The organism is Maribacter algae (genome assembly GCF_047345745.1).
Taxonomy (GTDB): Bacteria; Bacteroidota; Bacteroidia; order Flavobacteriales; family Flavobacteriaceae; genus Maribacter.
In genome coordinates, this window is record NZ_JBLFES010000003.1 from 145020 (window position 1) to 164338 (window position 19319).

At 39.6% G+C, this 19319-nt stretch carries 18 protein-coding genes; all 18 read left to right on the forward strand.

Going from position 1 to position 19319, the window contains the following annotated elements; translation table 11 throughout:
- Nucleotides 1-208: 208 nt before the first annotated feature.
- The 18 genes from ACKWBX_RS12305 to argH all read left to right on the forward strand — a co-directional run bounded on the left by ACKWBX_RS12305 (nt 209) and on the right by argH (nt 19014).
- Nucleotides 209-1555: an NAD(P)/FAD-dependent oxidoreductase gene (locus ACKWBX_RS12305; protein ID WP_413968997.1), complete on the forward strand. Its 1347-nt coding sequence runs from the start codon at nt 209-211 to the stop codon at nt 1553-1555.
- 93 nt (nt 1556-1648) lie between these two features.
- Complete coding sequence (locus ACKWBX_RS12310; protein WP_413968998.1) at nt 1649-3229, forward strand: 4Fe-4S binding protein; 1581 nt, start codon at nt 1649-1651, stop codon at nt 3227-3229.
- Nucleotides 3230-3232: 3 nt separating this feature from the next.
- A complete protein-coding gene (locus ACKWBX_RS12315; protein ID WP_413968999.1) occupies nt 3233-3724 on the forward strand; it encodes a toxin-antitoxin system YwqK family antitoxin in 492 nt (163 codons plus the stop codon).
- The gene (locus tag ACKWBX_RS12320) at nt 3724-4413 is read left to right on the forward strand and encodes a glycosyltransferase family 2 protein (protein ID WP_413969000.1); all 690 of its coding nucleotides are present in this window, start codon (nt 3724-3726) and stop codon (nt 4411-4413) included. The genes ACKWBX_RS12315 and ACKWBX_RS12320 overlap by 1 nt, the downstream gene beginning before the upstream one ends.
- Nucleotide 4414: 1 nt before the next feature.
- A complete protein-coding gene (locus tag ACKWBX_RS12325) occupies nt 4415-5899 on the forward strand; it encodes a cellulose synthase family protein (protein ID WP_413969001.1) in 1485 nt (494 codons plus the stop codon).
- Between the two features lie 52 nt (nt 5900-5951).
- Nucleotides 5952-7295 (forward strand): mannosyltransferase, encoded by a 1344-nt coding sequence (locus ACKWBX_RS12330; RefSeq protein ID WP_413969002.1) that lies wholly within the window; start codon nt 5952-5954, stop codon nt 7293-7295.
- Between the two features lie 234 nt (nt 7296-7529).
- Entirely contained in the window at nt 7530-8144 is a 615-nt protein-coding gene (locus ACKWBX_RS12335) for a GNAT family N-acetyltransferase (protein ID WP_413969003.1), read from the forward strand.
- The gene (argG, locus tag ACKWBX_RS12340) at nt 8141-9349 is read left to right on the forward strand and encodes an argininosuccinate synthase (RefSeq protein ID WP_413969004.1); all 1209 of its coding nucleotides are present in this window, start codon (nt 8141-8143) and stop codon (nt 9347-9349) included. The genes ACKWBX_RS12335 and argG overlap by 4 nt, the downstream gene beginning before the upstream one ends.
- Nucleotides 9350-9454: 105 nt before the next feature.
- Nucleotides 9455-10429, forward strand: a complete 975-nt coding sequence (argC, locus tag ACKWBX_RS12345; RefSeq protein WP_413969005.1) for an N-acetyl-gamma-glutamyl-phosphate reductase — start codon at nt 9455-9457, stop codon at nt 10427-10429.
- Nucleotides 10430-10521: 92 nt separating this feature from the next.
- Nucleotides 10522-11316, forward strand: a complete 795-nt coding sequence (proC, locus tag ACKWBX_RS12350) for a pyrroline-5-carboxylate reductase (protein ID WP_413969006.1) — start codon at nt 10522-10524, stop codon at nt 11314-11316.
- 212 nt (nt 11317-11528) lie between these two features.
- Nucleotides 11529-12656 carry an aspartate aminotransferase family protein gene (locus tag ACKWBX_RS12355; RefSeq protein WP_413969007.1) on the forward strand — a complete coding sequence of 376 codons (1128 nt, stop codon included), beginning with the start codon at nt 11529-11531 and terminating at the stop codon, nt 12654-12656.
- Entirely contained in the window at nt 12653-13849 is a 1197-nt protein-coding gene (locus ACKWBX_RS12360; RefSeq protein ID WP_413969008.1) for a glutamate-5-semialdehyde dehydrogenase, read from the forward strand. The genes ACKWBX_RS12355 and ACKWBX_RS12360 overlap by 4 nt, the downstream gene beginning before the upstream one ends.
- Nucleotide 13850: 1 nt before the next feature.
- Nucleotides 13851-14615 (forward strand): glutamate 5-kinase, encoded by a 765-nt coding sequence (gene proB, locus ACKWBX_RS12365; protein ID WP_413969009.1) that lies wholly within the window; start codon nt 13851-13853, stop codon nt 14613-14615.
- A gap of 6 nt (nt 14616-14621) precedes the next feature.
- The gene (locus ACKWBX_RS12370) at nt 14622-15593 is read left to right on the forward strand and encodes a Rossmann-fold NAD(P)-binding domain-containing protein (RefSeq protein WP_413969010.1); all 972 of its coding nucleotides are present in this window, start codon (nt 14622-14624) and stop codon (nt 15591-15593) included.
- Nucleotides 15590-15778, forward strand: coding sequence for a hypothetical protein (locus ACKWBX_RS12375; RefSeq protein WP_413969011.1), 189 nt, complete (start codon nt 15590-15592; stop codon nt 15776-15778). Before ACKWBX_RS12370 ends, ACKWBX_RS12375 begins: the two co-directional genes overlap by 4 nt.
- Entirely contained in the window at nt 15762-16586 is an 825-nt protein-coding gene (argB, locus tag ACKWBX_RS12380; RefSeq protein WP_413969012.1) for an acetylglutamate kinase, read from the forward strand. Before ACKWBX_RS12375 ends, argB begins: the two co-directional genes overlap by 17 nt.
- Nucleotide 16587: 1 nt before the next feature.
- Entirely contained in the window at nt 16588-17658 is a 1071-nt protein-coding gene (locus ACKWBX_RS12385) for a M20 family metallo-hydrolase (RefSeq protein ID WP_413969013.1), read from the forward strand.
- Nucleotides 17659-17733: 75 nt separating this feature from the next.
- Complete coding sequence (argH, locus tag ACKWBX_RS12390) at nt 17734-19014, forward strand: argininosuccinate lyase (protein WP_413969014.1); 1281 nt, start codon at nt 17734-17736, stop codon at nt 19012-19014.
- The last annotated feature ends 305 nt before the right edge of the window (nt 19015-19319 follow it).

Genomic DNA, 19319 nt, shown 5'->3' on the forward strand with positions numbered 1-19319 from the left:
AGGTATCCATAATACTTGAATACGTGTTACTATCTATTTTTTTGCGAGGCGAAATTCCGGTTAAATTATCACAGAGCTATCACAAATTCTTGATCTTTAGGTACGTTCTAACAATCCAATTCACAAAAAGAAAAAAACAAAGAAGTTCACCAAAATATTGTTAAGTATTATCTTTAAGAACGACACAACGAACACCAATTAAATAATTATGGAACATATCGTCATTATTGGTAATGGTATTTCTGGAGTAACCGTGGCCCGACATATTAGGAAACTCTCCGATAAAAAAATTACTATCGTTTCTGCCGAAACAGATTATTTCTTCTCACGAACTGCACTGATGTACGTTTATATGGGCCACATGAAATTTGAGCATACGCAGCCCTACGAAAATTGGTTCTGGAAAAAGAACAGGATAGATTTGGTCAAGGGCTATGTAAATACGATCATGGCGGAAGACAAGAAAATAATTTTGTCGGACGGGAAAGCCATTGACTATGACAAACTGGTGATTGCCACTGGGTCAAAACCTAACAAATTCGGATGGCCCGGACAGGATTTAGACGGTGTCCAAGGGCTCTACTCAAAACAGGACCTGGATGCACTTGAAAAAAACGCCCCTAACAAAGAGACCTGTAAACGAGCTGTAATCGTTGGTGGAGGACTCATAGGCATAGAAATGGCAGAGATGCTCAGAAGTAGAAAAATACCGGTTACTTTTCTGGTTCGCGAAACCAGTTTTTGGAACGGAGTGTTACCAAAAGGGGAATCGGCCCTGATCAATGAGCATATTTTGGAACATCATATTGATTTACGCTTGGAAACAAATCTTGTTGAAATCCTTGCGGATGAAAATGGCAGGGCAAAAGCCGTAACCACGGATAAAGGCGATACCATTGAGTGTGATGTGGTCGGACTTACGGCTGGCGTTTCCCCGAACATAGATTTTTTAAAAGAATCAGGAATTGAACTAGGAAGAGGCGTTAAGGTCAACAGGTTATTGGAAACCAGCGCAAAAGATATTTATGCTATCGGGGATTGTGCAGAGCAGCACGAGGCCATAGGTAATAGAAGGCCTATAGAAGCGGTATGGTATACCGGTAGAATGATGGGTGAAACCTTGGCGCAAACGCTTTGCGGTAATCCAACGGAGTATAAACCGGGTCATTGGTTCAATTCCGCTAAATTTTTGGATGTTGAATATCAAACCTATGGTTGGGTATTCAGTGAAAAAGGCAAAAAAGAATACGAGCAGCACTTTCATTGGCGGCATAGCACTGAGAAAATCTGTATCACCATCGCATTTCATAATGAATCAAAATTATTCTTGGGCATTAACACTTTTGGTATGCGAATGCGCCATGAAATTTTTGACAGATGGTTGACCGAAGAACGTACCGTAGATTATGTTATGGAACACCTAAAAGATGCCAATTTTGATCCTGAATTTTATAAGCAATACGAGAACGAAATTGTGTCCAAATACAATACCGAGTTTGGAACGTCTATCTCGCCAAAGAAAAAAAGTTGGAAACGAATATTTAGCAACGCATAGTTACTGTATCAGGTCGAGCGCAGTCGAGACCTAATTCTAAAGTAAAAACAAAAAGATTCCGGCCCCTGTCGGAATGAAAATAAAACATTTTTGATGAAAGCAATTAAAAATATAGGACTGGTAATTTTCTTGATTGGGCTCTCCATCTTTACGATATTGCCTGTTATCGGCACATACAAAGTCACCCCTGAAATTTTTCAGGAATTTGTAACTCAAAAAAAAATAAAAAGTGATGTGTTTATTACTAATATTCAACAAAATGTAGTTGGGAAGGACTTTGAGGGAATGCTATCGTTTGCACCGAATATCACAACAGCGTTAGAAACAGCCAATGCACAACACCGCAAAAACAAAGAATACAAAAAAGTAATTTATACCAAACCACATGACATGGCCGCCGAGCTTGGCAAAAAGTCCGGCAGTGGTTTTATTGTAGAAAATAAAGGCTTAATGTGGTTTCTGACCTTTGGATTGGGAATCATTGGCGCGCTTATGTTCATTGTTCCCAATGTGGTACTCTTAGGTCAAAAAGGCATTAAAAATGATGGCATATATCATAAAAGCAGCACCAATAGAGGTTGGGTAGCATGGCTGGTCTTTATCTTTTTGGTCGGGTTTTACCTCATCCTTTATTTCCGATCGGAGTATGCCGTAAACTGGACTTACCTCGTGGACCCTATCAGTGAAAGTTTAAGTGGTAATCCAGCAGGACATTGGTTCGTTTACGGATTTATGTACTGTGTAGTCATGACCGTCATGGCCGTTAGAATGTACATAAAGTACCGGCATAACATGTACCAAATGGTACGTACCACTTCGGTATTGTTCTTTCAAATTGTATTTGCCTTTCTGATTCCGGAAATTATGGTGCGCCTGCAAATGCCCTACTATGATTTTAAGAATGCCTTTCCGTTAGACTATGATTTCTTTTTTCAATGGAATTTAAAATCGTTGATCAATAGTGGTGGCATCGGAATGTTTATTCTGGTATGGGGAATTGTATTGACTTTGGTCGTTGTTCCCGTTATGGTCTATTTCTTTGGAAAACGATGGTATTGCTCCTGGGTCTGCGGCTGTGGAGGATTGGCCGAAACCTTGGGCGACCCCTATCGCCAGCATTCCAGCAAATCGCTCTTTTCATGGAAAATAGAGCGCTGGTTGATCCACGGCGTGCTTTTATTTGCCTTGATCATGACCGGAATGACCTTATATAGTTTCTTTTCGGAAACGGGAACGGTGCTCGGTTTTAAAACTTCCGGGGTTCAGAACACCTATAGTTTACTGATTGGTTCCGTTTTTGCAGGAGTTATCGGAACAGGTTTTTATCCCATTTTTGGGAACAGGGTCTGGTGCCGTTTTGGTTGTCCGTTGGCAGCTTATTTAGGTTTTGTACAACGTTTTAAATCTCGTTTTAGAATTACGACCAATGGCGGACAATGCATTTCCTGTGGTAATTGCTCTACCTATTGTGAACAGGGTATAGATGTTAGAGCCTATGCCCAAAAAGGCGAAAACATTATTCGTTCAAGTTGCGTAGGTTGTGGGGTTTGTTCCGCAGTATGCCCAAGAGGCGTACTTAAATTGGAGAACGGTCCGGAAAAAGGACGTATTAATCCAACGCAGGTACTTTTAGGAAATGATGTAGACCTTATGGACCTTGTAAACCGTAAATAAGATATGTCTATTAAAATCATCACATATATGCTGTTTGCCTTTTTTATTGGCAATGGTATTTCTTCAGATGATAACAAAATCTATCAAAAGACCTACCATGACAATGGTAAACTAAAGTCGGAAGGTTGGTTGCGCTTCAACGTAAAAACAGGGTACTGGAAATTCTATCATAAGAACGGTCATCTTTCAGAGCAAGGGCATTATAAATATAACAAACGAGAAAGCTATTGGTATTTTTACGACGAAAACAGAGTGCGCACCAAAGAGGGTCATTATAAAAATGACGATAAGGTAGATTGGTGGATTTTTTATGACAAACAAGGGCGCATCAACCATAAATGCCAGCTGAACATGGGCGTTAAAAATGGTTACTGTCTAAAATACAAGAACGAAAAGTTAACTTCCGCAGAAAAATACAGCAATGGTAAAAAAATCAAGGAATGGACAAGTTTTAGCGCTTTTAAGAGCGAAAACAGTTTATCCGACTTAAAATAATGGCGGATATAAAGGTAATCATTCCAGCTTTTAACGAAGCGAACTCCATTGAGCATGTGATAAAAGAACTTCCGGACTCCGTTTCGGAAATTATTGTCGTCAATAATGATTCTACGGATGAAACGGTGGAAAATGCCCGAAAAGCAGGAGCTACCGTACTTACGGAAAATAGAAAAGGGTATGGATATGCTTGTCTCAAAGGCATGGATTATATTGCCAAACAATCTAAAGCACCGGATATTATCGTATTTATTGACGGAGACTATTCCGACTATCCCGAAGAATTGGATAAAGTGGTAGCTCCAATTTTGCAAGATGATATAGATTTTGTCATAGGTGCAAGAAGAAAAAAATTACGTGAAGCAGGTTCCATGACACCGCAACAGGTTTTTGGAAACTGGCTTGCAACATTTTTAATGCGTCTGTTTTTTAGAGCTAATTTTACCGATTTGGGTCCTTTTAGAGCGATTAAATACAAAAAGCTCAAAGAATTGGAAATGGAAGATAAGACCTACGGATGGACCGTTGAAATGCAATTGAAAGTGTTACGAAAAAAAATGACATATACCGAAGTACCAGTACGTTACAAGAAAAGAATTGGTATTTCCAAAGTATCAGGTACGGTAAAAGGTAGTATATTTGCCGGCATAAAAATATTGAGTTGGATATTTAAATATAGTTTTAAATAATATGGCACTAACAATCTCTTACATCATCATTGCGATTTACAGTATTTCGTTAGTACTCATCTTCTTTTATGCCTTGGCACAATTGAATTTATTGATAAATTATTTAGGGCAAAAAAGGCAAAACCAATCCGCTCCCAAGTTCAACTTATTAGACCCAAAGGAAATACCCTATGTTACCATTCAACTTCCTGTGTATAATGAGGAATATGTTATGGAGCGTTTGTTGGAGAATATTGCAAAAATAGAATATCCCAAAAGTAAATTGGAAATTCAGGTGCTGGATGATTCTACCGATGACTCAGTGACCATTACCGCGGAAAGAATAGCGGAATTAAAGGAAACAGGCTTGGATATTGAGCACATCCGCAGAGAGAATCGCATAGGTTATAAAGCAGGAGCCCTAAAAGAAGGTCTGGAAATAGCGAAGGGCGATTTTGTTGCCATATTTGATGCGGATTTTCTACCCTCTCCGGACTGGTTAAAGAAAACCGTTATTTACTTCAAGGACGAAGAAATTGGAGTGGTACAGACCCGTTGGGGACACATTAACCGAGACTATTCTACTTTAACTAAAATCCAAGCGTTTGCATTGGATGCCCATTTTACATTGGAACAGGTAGGTAGGAATGCGAAAGGACATTTTATCAATTTTAACGGTACCGCCGGGATATGGCGAAAGGAATGTATCCTAGATGCCGGAAACTGGGAAGGCGATACGTTGACCGAGGATTTGGATCTAAGCTACCGTGCCCAATTAAAAAACTGGAAGTTCAAATATTTGGAAGATGTAGAAACACCAGCTGAACTCCCCGTGGTCATTAGCGCGGCACGTTCGCAGCAATTCCGTTGGAACAAAGGTGGTGCGGAGAATTTTAGAAAAACGGTTTGGAGCGTTATTACCGCTAAAAACATTCCCTTCAAAACAAAGTTTCATGGCGTAATGCACTTGTTGAACAGCTCTATGTTTCTTTGTGTATTTATCGTAGCGTTATTGAGTATTCCCATGTTGTACATTAAAAATATGTACGGCCATTTGGGATGGGTTTTTGAAGCTACCAGCTTCTTTATTTTGAGTACCATTATATTGTTTGTATGCTATTGGTTTACCTATAAGAGCATACAGGGAAGTGGCTTTAACAGCTTTGTTGACTACATTCGTATTTTCTTTACCTTTTTCTCCGTGGCATTAGGATTTTCCTTGCACAACTCCATTGCCGTTTTGGAAGGTCACATGGGCAAACGAAGCGAATTTGTACGCACCCCTAAATTTAACATCAATAGCCTCAAGGAAACTTGGAAAGGCAATAAATACTTGGCAAAAAAATTATCCCCGAACATGATACTGGAATTTGCGCTAATGGTGTACTTCTTATTTGGAATGTACAGTGCTATTCCATTGAATGATTTTGGACTCTTCCCGTTCCACTTTATGTTATTTCTTGGTTTTGGATATGTTTTTGTAAAGTCGCTTACGGCCAGGGCATAATTCTCTTCTTTAAAATATACTATTTTAGCAGTCAGCCAATATCCTGACCAAAATGCCTAAAAGAGCTATTACATATTTGAAACTGCACAAAGTTTCGATAGCACTGGCATTTTTGAGCGCGGTTTTTTATTTCGTTTTCGCCCATCATCTGGTACGAACGGACTTCATCAAACTCCTTACTCTTTTTACGGCACTTTTTATTTTATGCTACAAACTCATTCAATTTGAAAAATGGAACTTTAAATTTCTATTGGGTGTTGGCATCGTATTTCGTTTAATATTTCTGTTCGGGGAACCCAATCTTTCCCAAGATTTTTATCGATTTATATGGGACGGTGAACTGGTGATTCATTTCATCAATCCATATTTGAACATCCCGAACACCCTAATAGAACAGCCACATTTGGTCATCGCCAACGCCCAAGAGCTATATAACGGTATGGGAAGCCTGAGTGCGAGGCATTTTAGCAATTACCCCCCATTGAACCAGATGATATTTGCAATTGCTGCACTGCTAGGCGGAAAAAGTATTTTAGGTTCGGTTATGGCAATGCGAATCATGATTATTCTCGCGGATATTGGCATTTTCTATTTTGGCAGGAAACTTTTAAAAAATCTAAACCGCTCTCCGCATTTGATCTTTTGGTATTTTCTAAATCCGTTGATTATTATAGAACTGACTGGAAATCTTCACTTTGAAGGAGTGATGCTTCTTTTCTTTGTATGGGCCATTTATTTATTGTCCATTCAAAAATGGCAATGGGCCGCCGTAGTTTTGGCCTGTTCCATATCGGTTAAATTGGTTCCCTTAATTTTTCTGCCCCTTTTTCTAAAGCATTTTGGTTTTAAGAGAAGTATTCTGTTTTACATTATTATCGGCCTTACTTCATTAACCTTGTTCGCGCCATTCTATTCATCGGATTTCATCAACAACTATTCCAAGACCATTGGGCTCTGGTTCTCCAATTTTGAATTCAATGCAGGACTTTGGAACGCCATAAAACATATTGGGATTCAACTCGATGCCAAACCCTGGGAACTTATCAAAACCTATGGTAAGATTACACCCGTCGTTACTATTACTGTAGTTTTTCTATTTACTTTTTTGAGAAAAAACCAGAACCTGACGGTGTTACTATCCTCCATGTTATGGATTTTGACCATTTATTATTTGATGTCTGCTACGGTTCACCCGTGGTACATAAGCTTCTTGGTAGTCCTCACTATTTTTACAAAATATAGATTTGCTATACTATGGTCCGCAGTAATCATTTTAAGCTATTATGCATATTCCAGAGCTTACTTCAAGGAAAATCTTTGGTTGCTCTCCATTGAATATTTATCAGTATATGCCTTTTTGGTTTATGAAATTGTTGCACATCGTAACAAAACATGAAGTTTTTGTAAAAATTTGGCGTTGTCTTAGGTCAGTTTAATATAATTTGTACATTTGATTCATAATGAACGAACAAATACACATATTTACTTCTTTGAGCAATAACGCTCCCACACGTCCGTTCGCACGCCGCCGTCGCCCGTAAGGGTACTATATATTTTATGGAAATAGGTGAGTCCATTTCCGCAAGACAATAATCACATTTTATTTTTTACCGCTTAAAATCCAATAGCAATGAATTTAGTTGTTGCTAATACATCACATTTTAACTACGCACAAATCATTTGCGACACCATAGCGGATTCCGCTACGGTGAGGGGCACGGGCATTGCCAAACGCACCCCGGACTATATTCGTAAAAAGCTTGAAAACGGCAATGCCATCATTGCTTTGGATGGGGAGGTTTTTGCAGGTTTCTGTTATATAGAAGTCTGGGGGCATGAGAAATTCGTGGCCAATTCCGGACTCATTGTACATCCGGATTATAGAAATCAGGGATTGGCCAAAAAAATCAAAAAGGCCATTTTTGAACTTTCCATAAAAAAATTCCCCGATGCCAAAATCTTCGGAATCACTACCGGACTGCCCGTAATGAAAATCAATTATGAGTTAGGATATAAACCGGTCACTTTTTCCGAACTCACGGATGATCCCGAGTTTTGGAAAGGTTGCCAAACCTGTAAAAACTTTGATGTTTTAACGAGAACAGAGCAAAAGATGTGTCTATGTACAGGAATGTTATACGACTCGGCCACAAAATCCAAAGAAGACAAAAAGATAAATGGGAAGGCATTCAAGAGATTAAAGAGTATAAAGGAAAATTTATTCCTTAAAAAGAAAATGAAATGAAAAAATTAGTTTTAGCCTATAGCGGCGGTTTGGACACCAGTTATTGTGCCAAATATTTAAGTAAGGACAAGGGTTTTGAAGTACATGCCGTAAGTGTAAATACAGGTGGATTTTCCCCTGAAGAAATCAAGACCATTGAAGAAAAAGCGATTCAACTGGGAGCAACCTCCTACACTTCTATCGACGCGGTACGGACCTTCTATGACAAGGTCGTGAAATACCTCATTTTTGGAAATGTCCTCAAAAACAACACCTATCCGTTATCCGTAAGTGCGGAGCGAATTGTCCAAGCCATAGAAATTGTAAACTATGCCAAAAAAGTAGGCGCAAAATATATTGCCCATGGCAGTACGGGTGCGGGCAATGACCAAGTACGGTTCGATATGATTTTTCAAATTATTGCACCTGAAATTGAAATCATCACTCCCATTAGGGACAACAAGCTATCTAGAGAAGCCGAAATAGAATATCTAAAACAAAATGGGGTGGATTACTCTTGGGAAAAAGCCAAATACTCCATAAACAAAGGGCTGTGGGGAACATCTGTTGGTGGCGAGGAAACCCTGACTTCAGAAAAGCCCTTACCGGATTCGGCTTACCCAAGTCAATTACAGAAAAAAGAGCCGCAAGATGTGAAGTTGACCTTTGAAAAAGGGGAACTGATTGCCATTGATGATCAAAAAGATAATCCTGTCGCCAATATTGAAAAACTTGAAAAAATGGCCTCCAAATACGCCATTGGCAGGGATATTCATGTGGGCGATACCATTATCGGTATTAAGGGCCGTGTTGGTTTTGAGGCCGCTGCAGCTCTTTTGATTATAAAAGCGCATCATTTGTTGGAAAAGCACACTTTATCCAAATGGCAACAATTCCAAAAAGAACAACAGGGGAATTTCTATGGGATGTTATTGCACGAAGGCAATTATTTGGATCCCGTAATGCGAAACATTGAAGCTTTCCTGACCGATACCCAAAAGACCGTTTCAGGTGACGTATTTGTGAGTTTATATCCTTTTCAGTTTCGATTGAACGGAATTTCTTCCGACCATGATCTAATGAACGCTTCTTTTGGAAGTTATGGCGAAATGAACAAAGGTTGGTCGGCAGATGAGGCCAAAGGCTTCATTAAGATACAATCCAATGCAGGGAAAATTTATAATCACGTGAATAGCCCCCAAGCCCCCAAAGGGGGTACCGAGTAGTTGATAAGAAAGAACAATACGAAATAAAAAATATAAATGTCAAAATCAAATGCAATTTTAGCGTATTGAATTTGAATTTTGTGTTTCAATTTGAATTTTGAAGATATGATCAAAGCAGGGATTATTGGCGGTTCAGGATATACGGGCGGGGAACTCATACGAATTCTTCTCAACCATCCCGGAGTGGAAATAGATTTCGTATACAGCACCACAAGAGCTGGAAAACCCATTACATCCGCTCATCCAGATGTACTGGGCACTACGGAATTGAATTTTACGGATAAGGTCAATCTGCATGTAGATGTGGTTTTCCTTTGTCTGGGGCATGGTAATTCGACTTCCTTTTTAAAAGAACATCTTTTTTCGACCGATACAAAAATCATCGATTTAAGTAATGATTTCAGATTACGGGCCGATGCCAATCCCGATGGAAAAGCATTTGTTTATGGATTGCCCGAATTAAACAGAAATCAGATTGAAGATGCACAGAATATAGCCAATCCGGGGTGTTTCGCTACAGCAATTCAACTGGCACTTTTACCTCTGGCAAAGGCTCAAAAGTTAAACGGCACCGTACACATAAATGCAGTAACGGGCAGTACGGGCGCAGGCGTAAAACCAATGGCTACCACCCATTTTAGTTGGCGAAACAACAATGCCTCATGGTATAAGCCCTTTACACACCAACATTTAGGCGAAATCAACGAGAGCCTACAATCGTTACAAAATAACACTGGGACTCTTTTATTTCTCCCAAATAGAGGCGATTTCAGCAGGGGTATTTTTGCCACTTGCTACACTGATTTTTCAGGTAGTCTGGAAGAGGCTAAAATACTGTATCAAAATTTTTATAGAGATGCATTGTTTACCCAAGTCGCGGAAGAACCCATACATCTAAAACAAGTGGTTAATACCAATCAGTGTCATGTACATCTTCATAAACATGAAAATGTTCTTTTAATTACCTCGGCCATTGATAACCTTTTAAAAGGAGCGTCTGGACAGGCAGTACAGAACATGAACCTCATTTTTGGGTTGGAAGAAGATTTAGGATTGAATTTAAAAGCGGGAGTGTATTAAGTATTGGGTACTAAGTATTTAGTATTAAGAAAATATTGTTGAACAGAAATGAGTACTGAATACTCTGTACTTATTACTAATTACTATCATAAATGAAAATAGCAATCATAGGAACAGGGAATCTAGGTCTGGCCATAGCCAAAGGCATCCTCAATAGCAACGGAGCCACGAGCATGTATATGACCAAACGGAATCCTGAATCCATCAAGGAGTTTGAAAAATACGGTAACGTTACCGTTACTTCGGACAATCAGGAGGCGGTCAAAAATTCGGATATCTTAATTTTCGCAGTGCAGCCTGGGCATTTTGAAGATATTTTAAACGACGTCAAGCATTTGTTTATTGAAAACCATGTCATCATCAGTGCCATTACCGGTTTCGGTATTCAAAAAATTGAAGCTACCATTGGCACCGACCATTGTATCATTAGGAGCATGCCCAATACCGCTATTTCCGTTGGTAAATCCATAACCTGTATTTGCGGGAATGCACTGGGCAAAAAACGTATAGACTTGGCAAAAGCCATTTTTAACCGGATGGGACATTCCATGGAAATTCCCGAAGAACAAATGCAAGCGGCAACTGTCATCTGTGCCAGTGGTATCGCTTTTTGGATGCGATTGATTCGTGCTACTACACAAGGTGCCATTCAATTGGGTTTTGATGCGAAGGAAGCTCAAGAATTGGCTATGCATACCTGTAACGGAGCGGCAAGCCTCTTGATAGAATCAGGAAACCATCCGGAAGAAGAAATAGACCGTGTAACCACGCCCATGGGCTGTACGATTCAAGGATTGAACGAAATGGAACATCAAGGGTTAAGCTCCTCGCTCATTCAGGGAATTGTGGCCTCTTTTGATAAAATAACCGAGTTTAAAACAACATAGAAAGGTTAAGGCTCCTCCCCTCAGACGAGGGGAAGTGGTTTTCCACTTTATTGTGGAAAAGCGGAGGGGGTCTAAAAACGTAAGCCTTAGCAAAAGAAAATAACTTACTCAGAATTGAGCAAGTTTGCGTGGTCAACCACCCCTTTCTTCCGATAAATCGGAATTCATTCCTCTCCTCAGACGAGGAGGAGAGCTTAAAAAATAAAAAGAATATGAACCTATTCAATGTTTATCCCTTTTATAATGTAACGCCTGTTTCGGCCAAAGGAATTGTGGTTACCGATGATAAGGGACAGGAATATTTGGATTTCTATGGAGGTCACGCGGTCATTTCCATAGGGCATTCACATCCACATTACGTAAAACGACTTAAAGACCAGTTGGACAAAATTGGCTTTTACAGCAATGCGGTTCAAAATCCTTTACAAAAAGAACTTGCTAACAAATTAGGGCAGCTTTCCGGCTGTGAAGACTATAATCTATTTTTATGTAATTCTGGGGCGGAAGCCAATGAAAATGGCTTGAAAATGGCTTCTTTCCAGACAGGGAAAAGTAGAGTCATCGCCTTTAAAAATGGGTTTCACGGCAGAACTTCGGCTGCAGTTGCCGCTACGGATAACGAAAAGATAAACGCACCGCTCAACAAGCAACAAAAAGTAACTATTCTTCCTCTGAACGATATAGATGTTTTTAAGAGCGAAATTAAAAAAGGGGATGTTTGCGGGGTAATCCTAGAAGCCATCCAAGGTGTTGGCGGTCTGGATGAACCTACGACGGAATTCTATCAAAAAATCGAAAAGCTGTGCAAAGAATACAACGTAATCCTAATTGCCGATGAAGTACAGTCGGGGTTTGGGAGAAGTGGGAAATTTTTCGGTTTTCAACATCATGATATCCGACCTGACATTATAAGTATTGCAAAAGGCATGGGCAACGGTTTTCCCGTGGGAGGAATTCTGATTCATGATCGTATTAAAGCATCTTACGGACTACTAGGCACCACTTTTGGGGGCAACCATTTGGCTTGTGTAGCAACTTTGGCGGTTTTGGAAGTTCTGGAAAACGAGAACCTTATTCAAAATGCCGCTGAACTTGGAACGTATTTCAATGAAAAGGCCAAAGAAATCCCACAGGTAAAACGGGTCAAAGGACGTGGCTTAATGCTTGGTCTTGATCTTGGCTTTGAGGTAGCGGCACTGCGTAAAAAACTTATTTACGACCAAAATTTGTTTACAGGTGGTGCAAAAGACAAAAATGTGCTCAGAATTTTACCCGCGCTCAATATCACGAAGCAACACATCGATATATTTTTCAACGCCCTAAAAGCAGAACTAAAGTGAACAAACCCCTGAACATAACAGAACGAAACGCTGTATTGACTAAAATGGCGGAACTCGTTGCTGACCATCAAACAGCTATTCTAAAGGCCAATCAAATCGATTTGGAGGACTATACCGGCGATGACATCTCGATGAGAGACCGATTGAAAGTCGATGACACCAAAATTTCAGGTATGGTCAAATCCTTGAGAGAATTGGCCAATGCAACTGACCCTTTAGATGTAGAACGATTCGGTTTCACGCATGAAAACGGTATTCAGGTAAGCAATAGAACAGCTCCTTTTGGCACCATTCTCATCATTTATGAATCAAGACCTGATGTTACGATTGAAGCCGCTGGAATCGCTTTTAAATCGGGCAACAAAATATTTTTAAAAGGAGGCAAGGAATCGTTGAACAGCAACTTGATTTTAGTGAACCTTTGGCATCAAGCCTTGGAAGATTTGGGACATGCGACAGACTGGGTCATCTATCTCCAATTCAACAGGACAGAAACACAGGCTTTTCTTGAAAAACCTACCCAAAAACTAGATTTAATTGTTCCAAGAGGTGGCGAAAAACTCATCGCTTTTGTAAAACAGCATGCCACTTGTCCCGTCATAGTAAGTGGACGGGGCAATAACTTCGTGTTCGTAGATGCGGAAGCCGATTTACAAATGGCACTGCATATTATCATCAATGCAAAAACAACCAAAATATCAGCTTGTAATGCCTTGGATAAAGTGCTGATTTCAAAGAACCTACCAAGGAAACAGAAATTTTTACAACAGCTCATCCAAGAATTAAAAAAGAGCAATGTAGAAATTTTAACGGACCATAAATTGAACGGCCTGGAAAATACAATGCCAATGAAAGACGAATCGGTTTGGTATGAAGAATTTTTGGACTATAAAATTGTCTTGGGACAAGTACTAGATGTGGAGGAAGCCATTACTTTCATCAACAAATACGGAGGTGGGCATTCTGCTGCAATCGTTACGGCAAACAATGATACTGCCAACACTTTTATGCAGTCTGTAGATACCGCAGCGGTGTATCACAATGCATCCACTCGTTTTACAGATGGAGGTCAATTTGGCCTGGGAGGAGAATTGGCCATTAGTACGGACAAGCTACACCAAAGAGGACCTATTGGTTTGCAACATTTGGTTACCAATAAGTGGTATGTAAAAGGAAACGGACAAACGAGATAAAATGGCAAAGAAAAGAATCTTATTAAAAATTGGTTCCAATACCTTGACCAAGGAGACCGACCATATTTCCCGAGGGAAAATTGAGGATATTGGTAGGCAAATAGCATTTCTGAAGGAGGATTATGAATTCATAATCGTTAGTTCGGGCGCTATTGCGGCGGCCAAACAGTTTGTAAAGCTGGAACATAACGGAGAGGAAATTAATGTAAAGCAAGCGTTAGCGGCAATCGGGCAGCCCCATCTCATGCGTATTTTTCAGGAAAATTTTAGGGAGCTCGGACTGTTTACCTCACAATGCCTGCTTTCTTATTCGGATTTTGAAAAGGCACAATCCAAGTTGAACATCAAAAACACGATCAATGTACTCGTTGCAAATAACTTTATTCCCATAATAAATGAGAACGATACCGTTGCTACCGACGAAATTAAATTTGGGGACAATGATAAATTAGCGGCATTGACTGCCGCTCTATTAAAAGTAGATATGCTCATCATTGCAACCAATACAGATGGGATTTATACTAAAACATCCATAGAAAAAGGGGATTCTAAAACAATTGCCGCAGTTTCGGATATCAAGGATTTGGAAAAGGAGATTAGTATTGAAAAATCCTCGCACGGCACCGGTGGTATGCAGTCCAAAATAGAGGCGGCTATCATTGCACAAAATGAAGGTATTGAAACTTGGGTGGTAAACGGATTAAAAGAAAATTTTATGACCGATGCGCTTCACGGCAAAAGTAATTTCACCAAAATAATAGCTTAGCACACCATGAAAAATTATCTTTCCATACATGATATCGATAACTTGACCGAATGGGTAAAAGAAGCAAAAAGTCTGAAAGAAAATCCGTTGGCAGATAAAAGTTTGGGCAAAGAAAAAACAATTTGCCTCCTGTTTTTCAACAATAGCTTACGTACCCGTCTCAGTACCCAAAAAGCAGCTATGAATTTAGGGATGGAAGTAATGGTCATGAATTTTGGAAGTGAAGGTTGGCAATTGGAATTTGAGGATGGCGCGGTGATGGATCAAGGAAAATCGGAACATATCAAAGAGGCGGCAAGAGTTGTTTCACAATTCTGTGATATCGTGGCAATACGTGCTTTCGCATCCTTGACCGATAAGGAAAAAGATGAAGCTGAGATTGTTCTGGATGGTTTTGCAAAGTACGCTTCTGTTCCTGTGGTGAACATGGAAAGTTCCGTTGGGCATCCGTTACAGGCACTTGCCGATGCCATTACCATAGAAGAAAAAAACGTACTGCAAAAGCCAAAAGTAGTTTTGTCATGGGCACCACATCCAAAAGCCTTACCGCATGCCGTGGCCAATTCTTTTGTTCAAATGATGCAATTGCAAGATGCCGATTTCGTGATAACCCATCCCAAAGGTTATGAACTGAACCCCAATATTACAAGAGGATGCACTATTGAATACGACCAAAAAAAAGCTTGTGAAAATGCAGATTTTATTTATGTGAAAAATTGGAGTAGTTATTCCGATTACGGAAAGGTTTTAAAAAAGGATAAAGATTGGATGATGACCCAAAAAAAATTGGGAAAGGCCAAATTTATGCATTGCTTGCCCGTAAGACGTAATGTAGTGGTAGCGGATGACGTTTTAGATAGCGACCAAAGCTTGGTAATCGAACAGGCCAATAACAGAACTTATGCTGCGCAATTGGTTTTAAAGAAAATACTAAGCCCCCTATCCCCCAAAGGGGGAATTATAAACAAGATAGGATGAACCGTAAAAGAATAGTATTTATTGTGATAGCTTTATTAGCATTGGCCTTGTTTATTGTAAATATGTTGCGAATTGAATACTCTACTGCAAATTGGAAAGATTACATGGGTCCTACTAGCAATGTTTTATTGATTATTGCAATGACGATAATGGCCAAGAATACAAAAAATGAAAAAAACGAATAAAAAACACCTAACCTTTGGGGAGGGGGAGGACGGGAGGAGCTTGTCCGTAGTAAAAATAGGTGGAAACGTTATTGGAAACGAAGATGAGCTGGCGAAGTTCTTAAAGCTCTTTTCCCAAATGGAAGGACCTAAAATCCTTGTTCATGGTGGTGGAAAATTAGCCACGCAATTGGCCGCCAAGTTGGGTGTTCCCTCAAAAATGATAGACGGGCGAAGAATCACGGACGCAGAAACCCTGGAAATTATTACCATGGTGTATGGTGGGCTGACCAACAAGAACATTGTGGCACAGCTACAGTCCCTCAAATGTAATGCGATTGGCTTGAGCGGTGCGGACGCCAACACCATTCAAGCGCATAAAAGACCTGTGGAGGCTATAGATTATGGTTTTGTAGGAGATATTGATGATGTCAACACCAAGGTACTTTCCAAACTTTTAAAAACAGGATTGATCCCTGTTTTTTGCGCCCTTACACATGATGGTAACGGCCAGTTGTTAAATACAAATGCGGATACGATTGCAGCAGAAATCGCTATTCATATGAGCAAATTTTACGAGACAACATTATATTATTGTTTTGAAAAAAAGGGCGTTTTACGAGATATTAATAATGAAAACTCCGTCATTGAACAAATTGATAATAGAAGCTACACCCAATTTTTAGCGGATGGTATTATCGCAGACGGAATGATTCCGAAAATTGACAATTGCTTTTACGCCGTGGAACGCGGCGTAGAAAAAATATGTATCGGACATCATGCTATGCTACACCCAGAAAATAAACTTTTTACCACTATCACTTTATAAAATGATGCAGGAAAAATTGACAGAGAAAGCATTAGATTTATTGAAACAACTGATTTCAATCCAATCATTTTCTGGTGAAGAAGATAAAACGGCCAATGCTATAGAAGATTGGTTCAAGGCCTTCGGCATCCCATTTGAGCGTATTCACAACAATGTTTTTGCAAAGAATAAATATTGGGACGAGAATAAACCAACCTTATTGTTGAACTCTCATCATGATACTGTAAAACCTAACAAAGCCTATACCAAAGACCCGTTTTATCCACATGTTGAAGAGGGTAAACTGTACGGTTTGGGCAGTAATGATGCCGGCGGATGTTTGGTTTCGTTATTGGCCACCTTCACATATTTCTACGAAATTGAAAATCTAAACCATAATTTGCTAATGGTAGCTTCCATGGAGGAAGAAAATGCCGGGGAAAACAGTTTAAGAGGATTGTTGCCGAGCCTTCCTAAGATTGATGTAGCCATTGTGGGCGAACCCACGCTCATGCAATTGGCCATCGCCGAAAAAGGGTTGGTCGTATTTGATGCCGTTGTAAAAGGAACACCGTCCCATGCCGCACATCCGAACGATAACAATTCCATTTACAACACGATTGAAGTGTTGGAATGGTTCAAGAATTACAAATTCGAGAAAACCTCGAAAGCGTTGGGCGATGTGAAAATGACCGTAACACAAATTAATGGGGGCAGCCAACATAACGTAGTACCTTCGCAAGTAGAATTGGTAGTTGATGTCAGGGTGAACGATGCCTATTCCAATAAAGAAATTGCGGATTTATTGAAATCCCAAGCACCCTGTGAGATTAAGGAGCGAGGGCTTAAATTGAATTCCTCGAAGATTGATAGAGACCATCCGTTGGTACAATCGGGCATTGCCTTGGGAAGGACCACCTATGGTTCCCCTACCCTTTCCGACCAGGCGGCATTGACTTGTCAATCCTTAAAATTGGGACCTGGGGACAGTACGCGTTCGCACTCCGCAAATGAATATATTTATGTTCATGAGATAGAAGAAGGAATCGATTTATATATTAAAATATTAGAAGGATTTATAAAACAGAATTGAGATGTTAGATATGAGATGCTAGACTAAAGTTGGTCCGTCTTATATCTTTTATCTAAAATCTAACATCTATTTAACATGAAACTCTGGGACAAAGGCTTTAGCACCGACAAAAAAATAGACCACTTTACGGTGGGTAACGATAGGGAACTTGATTTATTTTTGGCAAAGTATGATGTAATGGCATCCAAAGCCCATGCGAAAATGTTGGGAAAAATTGGATTGCTCACTAATACGGAAACTATAGCCTTGGTGAACGAATTAGAAAATATAGGCAAAACCATAGGAAATGGTGAATTTACCATTGAGGATTCCTTTGAGGACATGCATTCCAAAATTGAATTCTTACTGACCGAAAAATTGGGAGACACTGGCAAAAAAATTCATACGGCACGTTCGCGAAACGATCAGGTGCTAGTGGCGATGCATTTGTATTTAAAGGACGAGCTTTTAGAAATTAAATCGCAAACCAAGTCGCTTTTTGATTTATTGATGAATTTGGCCGAAGAGCATAAAAAAGTCCTGTTACCCGGTTATACGCACTTGCAAATTGCCATGCCCTCCTCTTTTGGCTTATGGTTTTCGGCCTATGCGGAGAGTTTAATAGACGATCTATATTTTGTTGAAGCTGCCAATAAAATTGTAGACCAAAATCCGTTAGGAAGTGCGGCAGGTTACGGAAGTTCTTTCCCGATAGATAGGTCTTTCACTACGAAAGAAATGGGATTTAAAACCCAGAAATACAATGTTGTCGCTGCCCAAATGGGACGAGGGAAAGTAGAAAAAGCTACTGCATTTGGAATTGCAAGTATCGCCGCTACATTATCAAAAATGGCCATGGACATCTGTTTGTATATGAGTCAGAATTTTGATTTTATCTCCTTTCCAGATGAATTAACCACAGGCAGTAGTATCATGCCGCATAAAAAAAATCCAGATGTTTTTGAGTTGGTTCGTGGTAAGTGCAATAAACTTCAAGCTGTGCCAAATCAATTAACATTGGTCATCAACAACCTCCCAAGCGGTTACCACAGGGATCTGCAATTGGTGAAGGAAATCATTGTTCCTGCTATTCAAGATATAAAAGCTTGTTTGGAGATTTTGACTTTCAGCCTTAAAGAAATCAAGATTAATAAAAATATCTTGGAAGACCCCAAATACGATTATCTTTTTAGCGTAGATACCTTGAACGAATTAGTTCAAAACGGAATGCCTTTTAGGGATGCCTATAAAAAAATGGGGCAAGAAATTCAAGCTGGGACTTTTTCTCCAAAACGGGATATTGAACACACGCACGAAGGTAGCTCGGGGAATTTATGTTTGGAGGCAATCCAAAAGAAAATGGACAATCTATTTTAATTTCGCAACGACTGGGAAATAGATAATGAACAAATTGAAATGTATACAACCGTACGTTTCCATTTTCTGTATTTAAGGTGATTTTTTTATTTCTACTAGAGCATTCAGCATGTAATTATTAGTGCTCAAAATCCATATTTCTGAATTCAATTTTCAACAGTTGGGGTTAAACGCGTAGGAATCGTCTGTTCCACGTTATCCTGAAACCTTGGTGGGAAAGTATTGAAAAGAAATACAATTGCGTGTAGTTCTTCATCGCCTTTACACCCAACTAAGTGCTTAAGAGCAATCTTGTTGAAAGGACA